Origin of the sequence: Polaromonas sp. A23, from assembly GCF_002001015.1 — a bacterium.
In the GTDB taxonomy this organism is placed as follows: Bacteria; Pseudomonadota; Gammaproteobacteria; order Burkholderiales; family Burkholderiaceae_C; genus Polaromonas.
This window is the reverse complement of sequence record NZ_MUNO01000025.1, coordinates 1-13,395: the sequence shown is the minus strand read 5'-3', so window position 1 is coordinate 13,395 and position 13,395 is coordinate 1. Positions and strand designations below refer to the sequence as shown.

Sequence of the window (13,395 nt, the reverse complement as noted above, 5' to 3'; positions counted from 1 at the left end):
TCTCGGTGATGCCGGTGGCCAGCACCGCCGCCCCCGGCGTGGACCAGGCCACCATGACCGGCTTTTTCAGCCACAGCGATGGAAAGGCAGAGCACAGCCCCATACCCAAACCCAATGCCCACATCCACGAGCTGATCTGCTCCGGCGTGGCGTTGAAGGCCTGTGCCGCCTGGAACACGATGGCGACGGAGCTCGTGAAGCCTACGAGCACGGCGACGAAGCCGGCTGTGAATGCTGAGAGGTTGAGGTCTTTGAAGAATTGCATGCTGGGGATTTTGGCAGGATTGCTTGAGGAGCATGAGGCATCACGCTGCACCTACTGTCCAGAGCAGACCACAAGTACAGCGTGACGCAGAAAAACCCGCTCCATCAAGAAAAAGGCTCCCAACCCTTATTTCACGAACGCAAGCAGCTACAAAAACAGTAGCAACTAAATGCGTCCTTCTTCCACAGCATGGCAGGCAATCTTCACCCCCTGGATGCTCAGAAGCTGCGGCCGCTCCGCACGGCAACGGTCATTGACATGCGGGCAGCGCGGGTGAAATGTGCAGCCTGTCGGTGGGTTCAGCGGATTGGGCACCTCGCCCTGCACCGGTGTCCGGTCCCGGCCGATGTCGTGCATTTTTGGAATCGCGTCCAGCAACATCCGCGTATAAGGATGCCTTGGCGCAGCAAACAGCGTCTGCTTGTCAGCCAACTCCACCAACCGGCCCAGGTACATCACGCCCACTTGATCGCTGACGTGGCGCACTACAGCCAGATTATGCGAAATGAACAGATACGTGAGCCCGCGCGCGCGCTGCAGGTCTTTCATGATGTTGAGCACCTGCGCCTGCACGCTCACGTCGAGCGCAGATGTCGGCTCGTCGCACACCAGAAATTCGGGCTCAGTGGCCAGTGCCCGGGCAATCGAAATACGCTGGCGTTGGCCGCCAGAAAATTGGTGTGGGTACTTGACCATGTCCAGCGGCGAAAGCCCTACCGACTTGAGCAACTCGCCCACCTTGGCCTTGAGCTCCGCTTCGTCCGTGATCAAGCCGTGTTCTCGCAGTGGCTCACCAACGATGTCCTCGACGATCCAGCGCGGGTTCAGGCTGGCGTACGGGTCCTGGAAGATCATCTGGATGCGGCGGCGAAGCTGCCGGCCTTGCGGCGTCTTGAAGGCGGCGTGTGCGTCCTGGCCATCAAAAGTCAGACCTCCGCGCGTCGGCTCGTAAAGGCCCACCAACAGCCTGGCCACCGTGCTTTTACCGCAGCCCGACTCCCCCACCAGCGCCAGCGTCTTGCCTTTTTCAATCTCGAAACTTACGCCGTCAACGGCGTTCAGCATCAGCCGCGGTTTGCCTTCAAGCACCCGGTTGAGCCAGGGCGGAGAAACGTCAAAAGTTTTCGCCAGGTCATACGCCTGAACAAAAGCCCCCACTCTTTTCACTTCGTGTAATACGCTGCCCCCCGAGGGGGCCAATTTTCCTTGGGACGGCCCGGCGGAAAATTTCTCTCCTGTATTTGTCACATCACCGGCACTCATGCGGCTACTCCCACGGGAAGATCATGCAGCCAACATGCGGCACGCGTCGCGCCCGCAGGCAGCAGTTCAGGCCTTTCCTGCCGGCAGCGGTCAAACACCTGGGGGCAGCGCGGGTTGTACGCGCAGCCGGTCGGGATAGCGTTCAGGCGGGGCATCGCACCATCAATTTGGTTGAGCCGCTCGCGGTCCAGGGTGATGTCGGGGATGGCGGCCATCAACCCTGCGGTGTAAGGATGCGCCGGGTGGTTGATGACTTCATGAACCGGACCGATTTCGGCAATTCTGCCGGCGTACATCACGGCAACACGATCACAGGTTTCGGCGATCACACCCATGTCGTGGGTGATCAGCATCACGGCGGCGCCGCGTTTCTTGCAAATGTTTTTAAGCAGCATGATGATCTGCGCCTGGATGGACACGTCAAGCGCGGTCGTCGGCTCGTCGGCAACAATCAGCTTGGGCTCGGCGGCCAGCGCCAGGGCAATCACCACACGCTGGCGCATGCCGCCCGAGAACTGGTGCGGGTAGTGTTCAATGCGCTGTTCAGCCGCGGGAATGCCGGTGTCCTGCAACAGCGAAATGGCGCGTTGGCGCGCTTCGGCCGCGCTGACCGGCAAATGCGTTTGTATGGTCTCGATCAGTTGCCTACCAACCGTGTACAGAGGGTTCAACGAAGTCAGCGGATCCTGAAAGATCGCGCCAATCCTGCGTCCCCGGATGTGGCGCATCTTTTCGTACGGCAGATTGTCGATTCGCTCGCCCTCCAGGAGGATCTGCCCGCCGCCGATGCGGCCTGGCGGCTCCAGCAAACCGATGATGGCAGCACCTGTCAGCGACTTGCCGGCGCCCGACTCCCCCACCACGCCGAGGATTTCCCCTGGCGCGATATCGAACGAAATATCGTCCAGCGCCCGCAGCGTACCGCGGCGTCCGGGGAACTCGACGATCAGGTTTTTGACTTGTAAGAGGCTCATTGATTAGACCGGTGGGTTCTGTTCAAACAGCCACCGCGGAACCGGCTTTGCCGGGCCGCTGGTGGCGCCCCCTCGAGGGGGAGGCGGCCGCAGGCTGCTTCGGGGGTGTCATCTTAGTCTCGGGTTGAGCGCGTCGCGCAGCCAGTCACCCAGCAAGTTAACGCTGAGCGAAATCATCACCAGCATGGCGCCGGGAAACACCGTGATCCACCACTCGCCCGAGAACAGGTAGTCGTTGCCGATGCGGATCAATGTGCCCAGTGAAGGCGAAGTCGGCGGCGCGCCGACACCCAGAAAGGACAAGGTGGCCTCGGTGATGATAGCGGTGGCCACCTGGATGGTGGCCAGCACAAGAACGGGCCCCATCACATTGGGCAGCACATGGCGACGCATGATGCGCAAAGGCGTCACACCCGTCACACGCGCGGCCTGCACATATTCCTTATTGCGCTCGACCAGGGTTGAACCCCGTACCGTTCGGGCGTACTGCACCCAGCCTGTCAACGTGATGGAGATAATCAGCACACCCAGCGCCAGCGAATCCTGCGCATTGGGAAAGAGCGCTCTGCCGACCCCCGCAATCAGCAAAGCGACCAGGATAGCTGGGAAAGACAACATCACGTCGCACAAGCGCATCAAGGCCGAATCAATCCAGCCGCCATAGAAACCGGCAAGCAGCCCCAAGCCAACACCGAACACGACCGACAAGATCACGGAGGCGAAACCAACCGCCAGGGACACGCGGGCACCATACATCAGAGCAGACAAAATGTCCCGGCCCTGGTCGTCAGTGCCCAGCAAGTACTTGCTCGAGCCCTCAGACGACCAAGCTGGAGGCAGACGCGCATCACTGAGTTCGAGCGTGGTCAGGTCAAACGGATTGTGCGGAGCAACAAAGCCCGCAAAAACCGAACAGAAAATGCAGATCAGGGCAACCGCAGCTGCAGCCATTGCCACTGGAGAGGTGCGAAAACTGTAGGCAACGTCGCCGTCAAGCCAGCCGGCAAATAATTTATTCATGGTTTAGTGGAGAGGAAGGCCGTACCGAGCATGGCCTTCCTCGAATCACACGATTATTTCTTGACGGTGATCCACTTGAAGAACATGAAGTTGTCGGCGAGCTGGACCAAGTCCACCTTCTTGCTGACACCCCAAGCCAATGCCTGCTGGTGTAGCGGCAGGTGGCCGATGTCGGCAGCGTGAAGATCAAACGCTTCTTTGATCATGGCTCCACGTTTGGTCTTGTCGGTTTCCGACTGGATGGCTTTGGTGAGTTGGTCAACCTTGGGGTTGCAGTAAGAACCCAGATTGAACTGCCCGGCACCCTTGTCGTCAACGCAAACCATCAGCGCGTTAAGCGCATTGTGAGAATCGTAAGTCGACGGCGTCCAACCGAGCATATAAAAGCTGGTATCGCGGCGCAGTACTTTGGGGAAATAAGTGCCCTTGGTCTCGGCGGCCAAGTTGATTTTGATGCCTACCCGTGACAGATTGGCTGCCACCGCCTCGCAAATTTGTCCGTCATTGACATAACGGTCGTTCGGGCAATTCATCGTGACCTCGAACCCGCTTGGGTAACCGGCTTCGGCCAACAACTTCCTGGAAGCCTCGGGGTCAAAGGGCAAGCGCTTGATGTCAGGCAAGAAACCGTTGATGCCAGGGCCCACCATCAACGCCGACGGATTGGCTGCGCCCCGCATCACAGTACGCTTGATGCCTTCGATATCAATCGCCTGGTAAAAAGCCTGGCGCACACGTTTGTCCTTGAACGGATTCTTTCCCTTGACACTGGAATACTGAAGTTCATCGCGTTTCTGGTCCATGCCCAGGAAAATGGTGCGCATTTCAGGACCCGTGACAGCACGGGCACCGGCACTTGCATTGACACGAGCAACGTCCTGCACCGGCACCGGCTCCATCACATCAACCTCTCCGGACAGCAGGGCTGCAACGCGAGTCGGGTCGTTGCTGATTGGCGTAAAGACGACATCCTGTACGTTGCCGTCAATCTTGCCCCAGTAGTTGCCGTTGCGAGTAAAAGTGCTACGCACGTTCGGCTGGCGCTCGCGCAACCGGTAGGGACCGGTGCCATTGGTACGGAACGAGGCTGCGTTTTCGATTCCTTTGCGGCGATCCACCGGCCGGGTTGCCTGGTTGGTTTCGCTCCACTTCTTGCTCATGATGTAGACCAGTGTGAGCACGTCCGGCAGGATCGGGAACGCCGTCTTGGTTTCCACATCAACCGTGAAATCATTAACCTTGCGAACTTCCTTGAAGTCGTTGGTGTAGCTCTTCATGTCCGAGCCTTCGACCTGGGTACGGGCCAACGAGAACAAGACATCGTCGGCAGTAAACGGCGTGCCATCATGGAACAACACCCCTTTGCGAAGCTCAAAGCGCCATACCGTCGGTGAGATCTGACGCCAGGAGGTGGCCAAGCCAGGCGCCAGGCTCAGATCCTTGTTGCGTCCCACCAGACCTTCGTACACGTTGCCCGTGACACTCAGTTGCAGCGATTCATTGAGCGAATGCGGATCCATCGATAGCGCGTCGCCCTGATTGGCGATTCGCACCGTTTGCGCGGACGCTACAAAACTTGTAGCAGCAAGTGCAGAGCCAATAAGGGCCAACGTCGCTTTTTTCTTGAAGTTCATGGGAATGCTCCTGTTGAATGAAATAGTTTCTGGTCTACACGGATATGGATAAAGGCATGGATTGCTCCACCAGGCCTGCATGCAAAGCGGCACCCAGCGGCAGGATGTCGTCATTGAAGTCATAGCGGCTGTTGTGCAGGAAACAGCTGCCCACACCGTTTTCTGCGCCCTGCCCAATACGCATATAGGCCCCGGGCTTGACTTGCAGCATGAACGAAAAATCTTCGGCGCCCATGCTGGGCTCCATGTCACGCACAACGTGATCAACCCCCAGCATGGCTTCGGCCACGTCGGCAGCAAACATGGCTTCATTTTCCGAATTGATGGTAGCGGGGTAGATGCGCTCGTAGTTGACGGAGGCCGTGGCACCAAAGCCCAGCGCGATGGCACTGCACAGCTCGTTGAGGCGCCGCTCTATCATGTCCTGCACCTCAGGACTGAAAGTGCGTACCGTGCCCACCAGCGTTGCTTTTCCCGGCACCACACTCATGGCGCCCAGATCGCCGGCATGCATGGCACACAGGCTGATCACCGCGCTGTCGATGGGCTTGACGTTGCGCGAAACGATGCTCTGGACCGCCGTGATGATGTGGCCTGCCACCAGCACCGGATCAACCGTCATGTAGGCATGGGCCCCATGGCCGCCGCGACCGGTGATGTCAATGGTGATGCGGTCAGCCGCGGCCATCATTGGGCCCGGGTTGATGCCCACGGTGCCCGGTTTCATGGAGGGCCAGTTGTGCATACCGTACACCGCCTCCACCGGAAAGCGGTCAAACAGTCCGTCTTCGATCATGACGCGGGCGCCGGCGAAACCTTCTTCACCTGGCTGAAAAATCAGGACGGCTGTGCCATCAAAATTACGCGTTGCAGCCAGGTAGCGCGCGGCACCCACCAGCATGGCCGTGTGCCCGTCGTGACCGCAGCCATGCATCAGCCCGGTACGCGAGGATTTCCAGGCAAATTCGTTGTGCTCTGTCATGAGCAAGGCGTCCATGTCGGCCCGCAGGCCGATCATCTTGCCGCCGGTATGCTGCCGACCCTTGATGACGGCGACCAGGCCGGTTTTCCCAATGCCGGTATGCACTTCGTCCACACCACAGCGCTCCAGCGCTTCCCTAACACGGGCGCCGGTGTAGACCTCTTCGAAGCCGAGTTCAGGGTGAGCATGCAGGTCGCGGCGAAAGGCGGTCAACTCCGGGTGGAATTCCGCAATCTGCGCAAATACACGGCCCCGGGCCTTGAGTGTCGGGGATCGGGGAGCCAGCATCAGTGGCCTCCCGCATTGCTGATGCGCAGGCGTGGATCAACTGCAAAATACAGCAGGTCAACCACGAGGTTGATAACTACAAATATCAATGCGATCAGGCAAAGATAGGCGGCCATCACCGGAATGTCGGCGAAAGTCACCGCCTGGATGAACAACAGCCCCATTCCGGGCCACTGGAAAACTGTCTCGGTGATGATGGCAAAGGCGATCAAACCGCCGAGTTGGAGGCCGGTGATCGTCAGCACTGGAACCAGGGTGTTCTTGAGTGCATGCCCGAAATGAATGGCGCGGTTGGACAGCCCACGCGCCCGCGCGAATTTGATGTAGTCAGTTCGCAGTACCTCGAGCATCTCTGCACGAACCAGCCGCATGATCAGCGTGAGCTGGAAGATGGCCAACGTGACCGCAGGCAGGACAATGTGATGCCATCCCTTGGCCGTCAGCAGGCCACTGCTCCACCAGCCCATCTGCACGACCTCGCCTCGCCCAAAACTTGGGAACCAGCCCAATCCGACAGCGAAGAACAATATCAGCAAAATACCGATCAGGAATGTGGGCAGTGACACGCCCAGCAACGAGACCATCATCAGCACCTGGCTCAGAACGGTTCCACGGCGCAATGCAGCGTACACCCCCATGGGGACCCCGATCAACAGCGCCAGAAAAGCTGCCACGAGGGCCAACTCCAGCGTGGCGGGAAAGCGCTCTGCAATCAGGCGGGAAACTTTGGCGCCTTGCCGCAGGCTCAAGCCGAACTCACCCTGCGCGGCGTTAACCAGAAAGTGGCCGAACTGCACGAAAAAGGGCTGGTCCAGCCCCAGATCGGCGCGCAGCTGCGCAATCTGATCGGGCCTGGCATCCTGGCCGAGAAGAAACACCACCGGGTCGCCGACATACTGGAACAGCATGAATGCAATAAAGGCCACGCTGATCATCACGATCACTGCCTGAAGCAGACGACGAAGAATAAATGCGAACATCGGAATATGATTTTTAGCGAGTGCTCATGCTAGCAGAGCAAGCACTGTGCCGATACCGGGATTTCCTTTAGGCCTAAAGATAATTTGCAGAAAAAAGGGTCCCGAAAGACCCTCTTTTTTGATGGCCCTTAATTGACCTTGATCAGTCTCCAGTCGAGCCGGTTGTCGGCGCGATGAACCACATCAATGTTCTTTTTCATTGCCCAGGGAATGATCTGGTTGTGCAGTGGAATATGGGAAACCGTGTCGTTTGACAGCTGTAGGGCCTCGGTCAGCAAACGATTGCGCACCGGTAAATCGGTCTCTACCTTCACTCGGTCAACGATGTAGTCCATCCGCTGGTTGCTGTAACGGCCTACGTTGTAATTGCCGTCTCCGCCGGTGCCTACAGTTCGCGTCAAGGATTGCAGGCTGTAGAGTCCATCGAAGGTTGGAACGCCCCATCCCAGCATGTAGATGCTGGCTTCGTAGCGCTGGATCATCGGGAAATAGGTCACAAGCGGCAGGGTACGCAACTTGGCCTTCACGCCGGCGCGGGCCCACATGGCAGTGACCGCCTGGCAAATCTCTTCGTCGTTGATATAGCGGTTGTTCGGGCAGGCAAAGTCCACCTCAAAACCGTTGGGGTAGCCGGCCTGGGCGAGCAACTTCTTCGAGGCTTCCGGGTCATAGGGGTGGCGCTTATGCACACCTTCGGACCAACCGTTGACCTGCGGTGCAACGATGGCGCCCGTTGGCTGGCTCAAGCCACGCATGGTCACGCGGTTGATGGCATTGATGTCGATGGCTTGATACAGTGCCATCCGTACCCGCTGGTCCTTTAGCGGATTCTTCCCCTTGATATTGGAGCCCGGCAATTCGTCACGGAACTGATCCATGCCGAAGAAAATTGTGCGGTTCTCAACGCCGTCAATCACCTTGAGATTTCCGGTGCTGCGCAGGCGCCCCAGATCCTGAATGCTGGGGTCGAGAACAAAGTCGACCTCACCCGACAACAGGGCAGCGACGCGGGTCGCTTCCGACTTGATTGGGGTGTAGATAATTTCCGTCACATTGGATTCGGTCTTGCCCCAGTAGTTGGGGTTGGCAACCAGAACAAGCTTTTGGTCGGGCTGCCATTCCTTGACCATGAAAGGGCCTGTACCCATGGCGTTGCGGTGCGCAAAGGTTTCGTCCTTGGCCTTGATGTCCTTCGGCTCGACCGATTTGTTCTTCTCCGCCCAGGCCTTGCTCATGATGCGCAGCTCAGTCAACTGGTTAAGCAGGACTGGATTCGGTCCCTTCATCAGGATATCCACAGTCGAGTCATTGACCTTGACCACCTTGTCGATACCCTGGGTATACACCGCATAGTTGGAGGTTTTGGTCATTGCGCGGAGCAATGAAAAAACCACATCGTCAGCCGTTAGCGGCGTCCCGTCGCTGAACTTCACCCCACTGCGCAGGGTAAAGCGCATCTGGGTCGGAGAAACCTCGCGCCAGGAAGTCGCCAGGACCGGTTCGACCTTGAAAGTGCGGCTGTTGTAGTAGACCAGCGAGTCATAGACAGAGGAGTGAACGCCGTTGCCCAGTGCATTGTTTTGCGAATGAATATCGAACGTCGGGATGTCGCTCGCGCTGGACCACTTGAAGGTCTTGGCGTTAGCGGCTGGTGCACCCAACATGACCGCCATTGCGGCAGCGGAACACAGTGCCAGTTTGAATTTCATAAAACACCTCATCGGGTTGAAAGACCGCTACTATGCAATAAGCAGGCCGGGGAGGCATCAGGGGTTTCCTTCACAACAGGCGGAAGGCGGCTACTTCATGTGCTTGGCAGTCCCGACGGTGACAGGCCCGTACCAGGATTTGGTCTGTGAGCGCGTGTTGTCACTGTCCGTCATGATGCCAATGCCGACCAGCGCGCCAGGTTCTTCACCAAAAGCAGCTTTGTAGTCCGCACGGATGTTGCGCTCGTAGTCCACCCACTGCTGCAACTTGCCGGCGCCAGACTCGACCACCAGTTTGCGTATGCGGTCGGTACGTGGATTGAGAATCACGGAACCGGCAGGCCGCGTGTTACACCACACATACATCAAAGTGGCGTACGGAAGCTCTTCACCCGTCAGGGCCCGCGCAAGCTCGGACAACATGGCGTTTTTACTGGAAAACTTGCTGCGGTCGCCCTCAAACATCAACACTATACGAACCGGTGAATCATCTGCTTCGCGCAAAGCCATATCAGCCTGCGCTATCAACTCAGGCACTTTCCACGAAAACCGCACTGCAGCCAACTCGGCTGGCTCAATGCGAATCTCCTTGCGCAGCATGCTCGCAGAGGATTGAGAGGTAGCAGCCATCGCATCGCGGCCGTCCTTGCGGACATAGCGGAACTGGCTGGGCCGTTTACCCGGCAAAGAGTAATGCTTCCACACGGGCGCAGGTACGGAAAAGGCTGCTGGTGCACTGGTCGAAGCTTCGGCGGCCCACGGGGTGGCGCTCACAAACTCCTCCGGCACAGTCTCCCCTGGCAGAGGTTTAACGGAACCGCAGGCAGCCAGTTGCAGCAGAACAGCCAACGCTACACCTTCAGATATCCCTGTCCACGCAGGTTTTTTCATCAAATTCTCCGACGGGCGAAACAATGCGGAATTTCCATGAAAAAAGCCGCCCGAAGGCGGCTTTTTAACTTTCTTCATAGAAGCTGACACTAGGCCAGCTACTAATTAGAAGGAGTGCTTGATACCGAAGTTCAGAGCGCTGATCTTGTTGTTGCTCGTGGTCAGCGTGCTGCCAGTAACCACGCCAGCGGCGAGAGTGGTGTCACGCGTGGTGTTGTCGTTCTTGTACTGGCCATAGTTGACTTCCAGCAGCGTGCGCTTGGACAAAGGATACTGAGCACCAATTTGGAATGCTTTCTCTTTGCCGTCAAATGCACGTGTACCAGTCACAGCGCTAGCTGTCAAAGCGGTACCAGCGCCAGTGGTCTTCTCGGTGCCGTAAGCAGCGATCAGGGTAGCGGCGCCGATAGGAGCGCGCAGACCCAGAGTCCAGGCTTTGGCTTTGGTTGGTGTGTTAGTTGCCAGAGCAGCAGCCGAAGTACCGCCGGTGACAGTCACGTTAGAAGCATCAACATTCGAACGTGTGTAGTTGATGAATGGCTTGATGACACCGAAGTCATACGAAGCACCGAGGGTGTGCTGCTTGCTGCGCGCTTCCGTGCGGTTCACAGAATTCAGAACACCGGCCAAGCCGTTGTTGGTGCCACTGTTGGAACCGGTACGGTTGTAACCGCCACCGACGTACAGAGGGCCATTGGCATACTCAAGTGCCAGGTCAATGCCAGTCTTGGACTTAGCATCGGTCGTGGAAACAATGCCGGCAGCAGTTGTTGCCGAAGTGTTGTTAGCACCAGCGGCGACTTCTGGAGCGCCCAAAGTCACGGTACCTGTGAAGCCACCGAAGTTAGGTGTGATGTACTTGATAGCATTAGCGAAACGAACGCCACCCATAGCGGTCGTCACACCACCGGCTTCATACAAACCGCTGCTGGAGCCAGCAGCCCAGCTCTTGCCTTGCACGCCGAAAGAACCCAAGACTTGACGGCCGATACGGACTTCACCGAAGCCACCTTCGAGACCGAGCCATGCATTGCGGCCAAACAGATTGCCGCCGGATTGACCGGAGGAGCAAGCAGAGCCAGCTTCAGTCACACAACCGTCATCAATACGCAGACCCATTTCCAACTGGAACTTGGCTTTCAGACCGCCGCCCAGATCTTCAGTACCCAACCAGCCGATACGCGAAGTGCCGGCACCTTGGTCGTTACCGTCATTGACGCGGAAACCTGGTTTGTACTCGGTGTGGGTACGGGTTGTGCCGGTCAATACGCCAGCAGCGTTGAAGGTGTCGACAGATGTAGAGGTTCTGTTCTTGTAACCAAAGTCAACGGTAGGCTCAACGGCACCGTACATGGTCACAGAAGACTGAGCAGAAGCTGCGCCAATAACGGCCAACGCAGCCAAAGCGACTAGGGATTTTTTCATTGCGAGTTTCTCCAAGGTTAAACATAGGGCTCCAGGATTTTGGATCCCCGGGCCAACCTCCATTTAGGAAGTTGTATGTATTGCACCAGAGGCTGAATGCTTTCGCAAAGGAATTAGCCTGATAAATGCATTTCCGTTGCACCCCTGCAACAAATAACGCCAACAGAAAGAACTCCACTTCCAGCATCGTCCCGACACGTTTTTTTGACCACATGTACTACAATTTGTACTACATTTATGAATCGCTGGAACTCGATAAAAAAATGCGATTCCGCGCCTCAGGACACCCCAATGAAACACCGGAACGTCTCGCTGCGCGAAGCAAACCAGAATTTTTCCAGGCTTATCGCAGCTGTTGAGCAAGGCGAAGCCTTCAGCATCACCCGGCGCGGACAGGAAGTGGCGCGCCTGCTTCCCGTTTCCCATGGCAAAGCCGCCACCGGAGGACTATCAGCTGCCCTGACCGAAACAACCGCACCAAAGACATCCCTCGACGAACGCGTGCTCCGGCTGGAGGCCCGACTCGATAGACTGTCACCACTCCCGCCTGACAAACCATAAACAACAAGCCACACCATGGATGCCCTGCTCAACGCCGCAGACAGCGCTCTGCGCACTCTCTTCGCCAAACCACGCGCAAGCCGCACCTGCCCGACCGTCGCAGGGGAAGACACAGCACTGAGCGTTCCCGAGAAGGCTTTGGCTGGTGCACTCATGCGAATCAACCACGTGGGCGAAGTGTGCGCGCAAGCGCTTTACGCCTCGCAGGCGCTGAGCACGCGCAACCCCGTATTGCGTCAGCAGTTCCTGGAAGCCAGCAAAGAAGAAGGCGATCACCTCGCGTGGACGCGAGAGCGGCTGGATGAACTAGGCGCCCGGCCCTCGCTCCTTAACCCGCTGTGGTACGCAGGCGCCTTCGGAATGGGTTTACTGGCGGGAAGACTGGGGGACAAGGTCAGCCTGGGTTTTGTGGTGGAAACCGAGCGGCAAGTCGAAGCACATCTGGCCAGTCACCTCGAACGCCTGCCTGCAGGTGACCACGCGTCACGCGCCATCGTGGCGCAAATGAAAGACGATGAAGCCCGGCACGCGCAAGAAGCGCAAAGCGCTGGCGCATTGGCCCTTCCTGCGCCTGTCAGGGCGCTGATGCGGAGCGCCGCGAAGGTCATGACGACCACCGCGCATCATATTTAGCTATTGTTTTTATAGCTATCTGCGCTTTAAACACAAGGATTAGCGCCTGATTTTTCGCCTTGGCTTCCGGGAATCAGCCCTCAATCAGCTCAAAACTCGTGATGATGTCCGCCGTCTTACCAAGCATGATGGTCGCCGAGCAGTATTTGTCATGGCTCATGGCAATGGCACGCTCCACCGCACTGGCCGCAATGGCGCGTCCGGTCACAACAAAATGCATGTGGATTTTGGTGAACACCTTGGGGTCGGTTTCAGCCCGTTCTGAGGTCAGCTTGACGGTACAGCCGCGCACATCGTGGCGGCCGCGTTTGAGAATCAACACCACGTCGTAGGCTGTGCAGCCGCCCGTTCCGGCCAGCACTGTTTCCATGGGCCGCGGCGCCAGGTTGGCCCCGCCGTTTTCCGGTTTGGCCGCGTCAGGTGCGCCGTCCATCACCAGGGTATGGCCGCTACCCGTTGTGGCCAAAAAACTCATGGCCGAGCCAGAAGTTGTTGTTCCAGCGGTCGCATTGGCGCCTGTCCAGCTCACTGTGCATTCCATAAATCACCCGCCCTTTAAAGCAGAAATACCGTCAAAAAATAGAGGTTTTTGTTTATTTTTCGCAACAAAACATTGTTGCGGTGCAACATGCCTCCGCTATACTGAAATCATCGCATGAACAGACTTTTGTTTTCATGCACAGCTTGTCTCCTCCATCCCTGAAAGGGTGGATTTACAGGCCCAGACCGCAAGGTCTGGGCCTTTTTTCTTGCCCACTATGATGTTGGGC

At 57.6% G+C, this 13,395-nt stretch carries 13 protein-coding genes; 2 read left to right on the top strand and 11 right to left on the bottom strand.

Annotated elements, in window-relative coordinates:
• The 10 genes from B0B52_RS13515 to B0B52_RS13470 form a co-directional block, all read right to left on the bottom strand.
• On the bottom strand, positions 1-265 hold a 265-nt coding region (locus B0B52_RS13515), incomplete at its 3' end, for a benzoate/H(+) symporter BenE family transporter (RefSeq protein ID WP_174575497.1).
• 165 nt (positions 266-430) lie between these two features.
• A complete protein-coding gene (locus B0B52_RS13510; protein WP_254425708.1) occupies positions 431-1,423 on the bottom strand; it encodes an ABC transporter ATP-binding protein in 993 nt (330 codons plus the stop codon).
• 101 nt (positions 1,424-1,524) lie between these two features.
• The gene (locus tag B0B52_RS13505) at positions 1,525-2,502 is read right to left on the bottom strand and encodes an ABC transporter ATP-binding protein (RefSeq protein WP_077594181.1); all 978 of its coding nucleotides are present in this window, start codon (positions 2,500-2,502) and stop codon (positions 1,525-1,527) included.
• A 108-nt stretch (positions 2,503-2,610) separates the two neighbouring features.
• On the bottom strand, positions 2,611-3,522 hold the full coding sequence (locus B0B52_RS13500) for an ABC transporter permease (RefSeq protein WP_077594180.1): 912 nt from the start codon (positions 3,520-3,522) through the stop codon (positions 2,611-2,613).
• 53 nt (positions 3,523-3,575) lie between these two features.
• Positions 3,576-5,156 carry an ABC transporter substrate-binding protein gene (locus B0B52_RS13495; protein WP_077594179.1) on the bottom strand — a complete coding sequence of 527 codons (1,581 nt, stop codon included), beginning with the start codon at positions 5,154-5,156 and terminating at the stop codon, positions 3,576-3,578.
• A gap of 34 nt (positions 5,157-5,190) precedes the next feature.
• Entirely contained in the window at positions 5,191-6,426 is a 1,236-nt protein-coding gene (locus tag B0B52_RS13490) for a M20 aminoacylase family protein (protein ID WP_077594178.1), read from the bottom strand.
• Complete coding sequence (locus tag B0B52_RS13485) at positions 6,426-7,406, bottom strand: ABC transporter permease (RefSeq protein WP_077594177.1); 981 nt, start codon at positions 7,404-7,406, stop codon at positions 6,426-6,428. The genes B0B52_RS13490 and B0B52_RS13485 overlap by 1 nt, the downstream gene beginning before the upstream one ends.
• Before the next feature lie 128 nt (positions 7,407-7,534).
• On the bottom strand, positions 7,535-9,115 hold the full coding sequence (locus tag B0B52_RS13480) for an ABC transporter substrate-binding protein (protein WP_077594176.1): 1,581 nt from the start codon (positions 9,113-9,115) through the stop codon (positions 7,535-7,537).
• Between the two features lie 90 nt (positions 9,116-9,205).
• On the bottom strand, positions 9,206-10,006 hold the full coding sequence (locus tag B0B52_RS13475; RefSeq protein WP_077594175.1) for a DUF3047 domain-containing protein: 801 nt from the start codon (positions 10,004-10,006) through the stop codon (positions 9,206-9,208).
• A gap of 105 nt (positions 10,007-10,111) precedes the next feature.
• A complete protein-coding gene (locus B0B52_RS13470) occupies positions 10,112-11,431 on the bottom strand; it encodes a porin (protein ID WP_168173548.1) in 1,320 nt (439 codons plus the stop codon).
• Positions 11,432-11,668: 237 nt separating this feature from the next.
• Between B0B52_RS13470 and B0B52_RS13465 the strand changes: the two genes are divergently transcribed.
• Both B0B52_RS13465 and coq7 read left to right on the top strand, forming a co-directional pair.
• Positions 11,669-11,992: a type II toxin-antitoxin system Phd/YefM family antitoxin gene (locus tag B0B52_RS13465; protein ID WP_077594173.1), complete on the top strand. Its 324-nt coding sequence runs from the start codon at positions 11,669-11,671 to the stop codon at positions 11,990-11,992.
• 15 nt (positions 11,993-12,007) lie between these two features.
• Positions 12,008-12,625, top strand: a complete 618-nt coding sequence (gene coq7 / locus B0B52_RS13460; protein WP_077594172.1) for a 2-polyprenyl-3-methyl-6-methoxy-1,4-benzoquinone monooxygenase — start codon at positions 12,008-12,010, stop codon at positions 12,623-12,625.
• Positions 12,626-12,698: 73 nt separating this feature from the next.
• Here the strand turns inward: coq7 and B0B52_RS13455 are convergent, their stop codons facing one another.
• Positions 12,699-13,166, bottom strand: a complete 468-nt coding sequence (locus tag B0B52_RS13455) for an OsmC family protein (RefSeq protein ID WP_077594171.1) — start codon at positions 13,164-13,166, stop codon at positions 12,699-12,701.
• Positions 13,167-13,395 lie beyond the last annotated feature (229 nt).

Excerpts from the sequence above, each read along its gene's own strand:
- B0B52_RS13465 (WP_077594173.1), top strand. The coding sequence starts at position 11,669 with ATGAATCGCTGGAACTCGATAAAAAAATGCGATTCCGCGCCTCAGGAC.
- B0B52_RS13455 (WP_077594171.1), bottom strand. The coding sequence starts at position 13,166 with ATGGAATGCACAGTGAGCTGGACAGGCGCCAATGCGACCGCTGGAACA.
- B0B52_RS13505 (WP_077594181.1), bottom strand. The coding sequence starts at position 2,502 with ATGAGCCTCTTACAAGTCAAAAACCTGATCGTCGAGTTCCCCGGACGC.
- B0B52_RS13480 (WP_077594176.1), bottom strand. The coding sequence starts at position 9,115 with ATGAAATTCAAACTGGCACTGTGTTCCGCTGCCGCAATGGCGGTCATG.
- B0B52_RS13500 (WP_077594180.1), bottom strand. The coding sequence starts at position 3,522 with ATGAATAAATTATTTGCCGGCTGGCTTGACGGCGACGTTGCCTACAGT.
- B0B52_RS13495 (WP_077594179.1), bottom strand. The coding sequence starts at position 5,156 with ATGAACTTCAAGAAAAAAGCGACGTTGGCCCTTATTGGCTCTGCACTT.
- coq7 (WP_077594172.1), top strand. The coding sequence starts at position 12,008 with ATGGATGCCCTGCTCAACGCCGCAGACAGCGCTCTGCGCACTCTCTTC.
- B0B52_RS13485 (WP_077594177.1), bottom strand. The coding sequence starts at position 7,406 with ATGTTCGCATTTATTCTTCGTCGTCTGCTTCAGGCAGTGATCGTGATG.
- B0B52_RS13475 (WP_077594175.1), bottom strand. The coding sequence starts at position 10,006 with ATGAAAAAACCTGCGTGGACAGGGATATCTGAAGGTGTAGCGTTGGCT.
- B0B52_RS13470 (WP_168173548.1), bottom strand. The coding sequence starts at position 11,431 with ATGAAAAAATCCCTAGTCGCTTTGGCTGCGTTGGCCGTTATTGGCGCA.
- B0B52_RS13490 (WP_077594178.1), bottom strand. The coding sequence starts at position 6,426 with ATGCTGGCTCCCCGATCCCCGACACTCAAGGCCCGGGGCCGTGTATTT.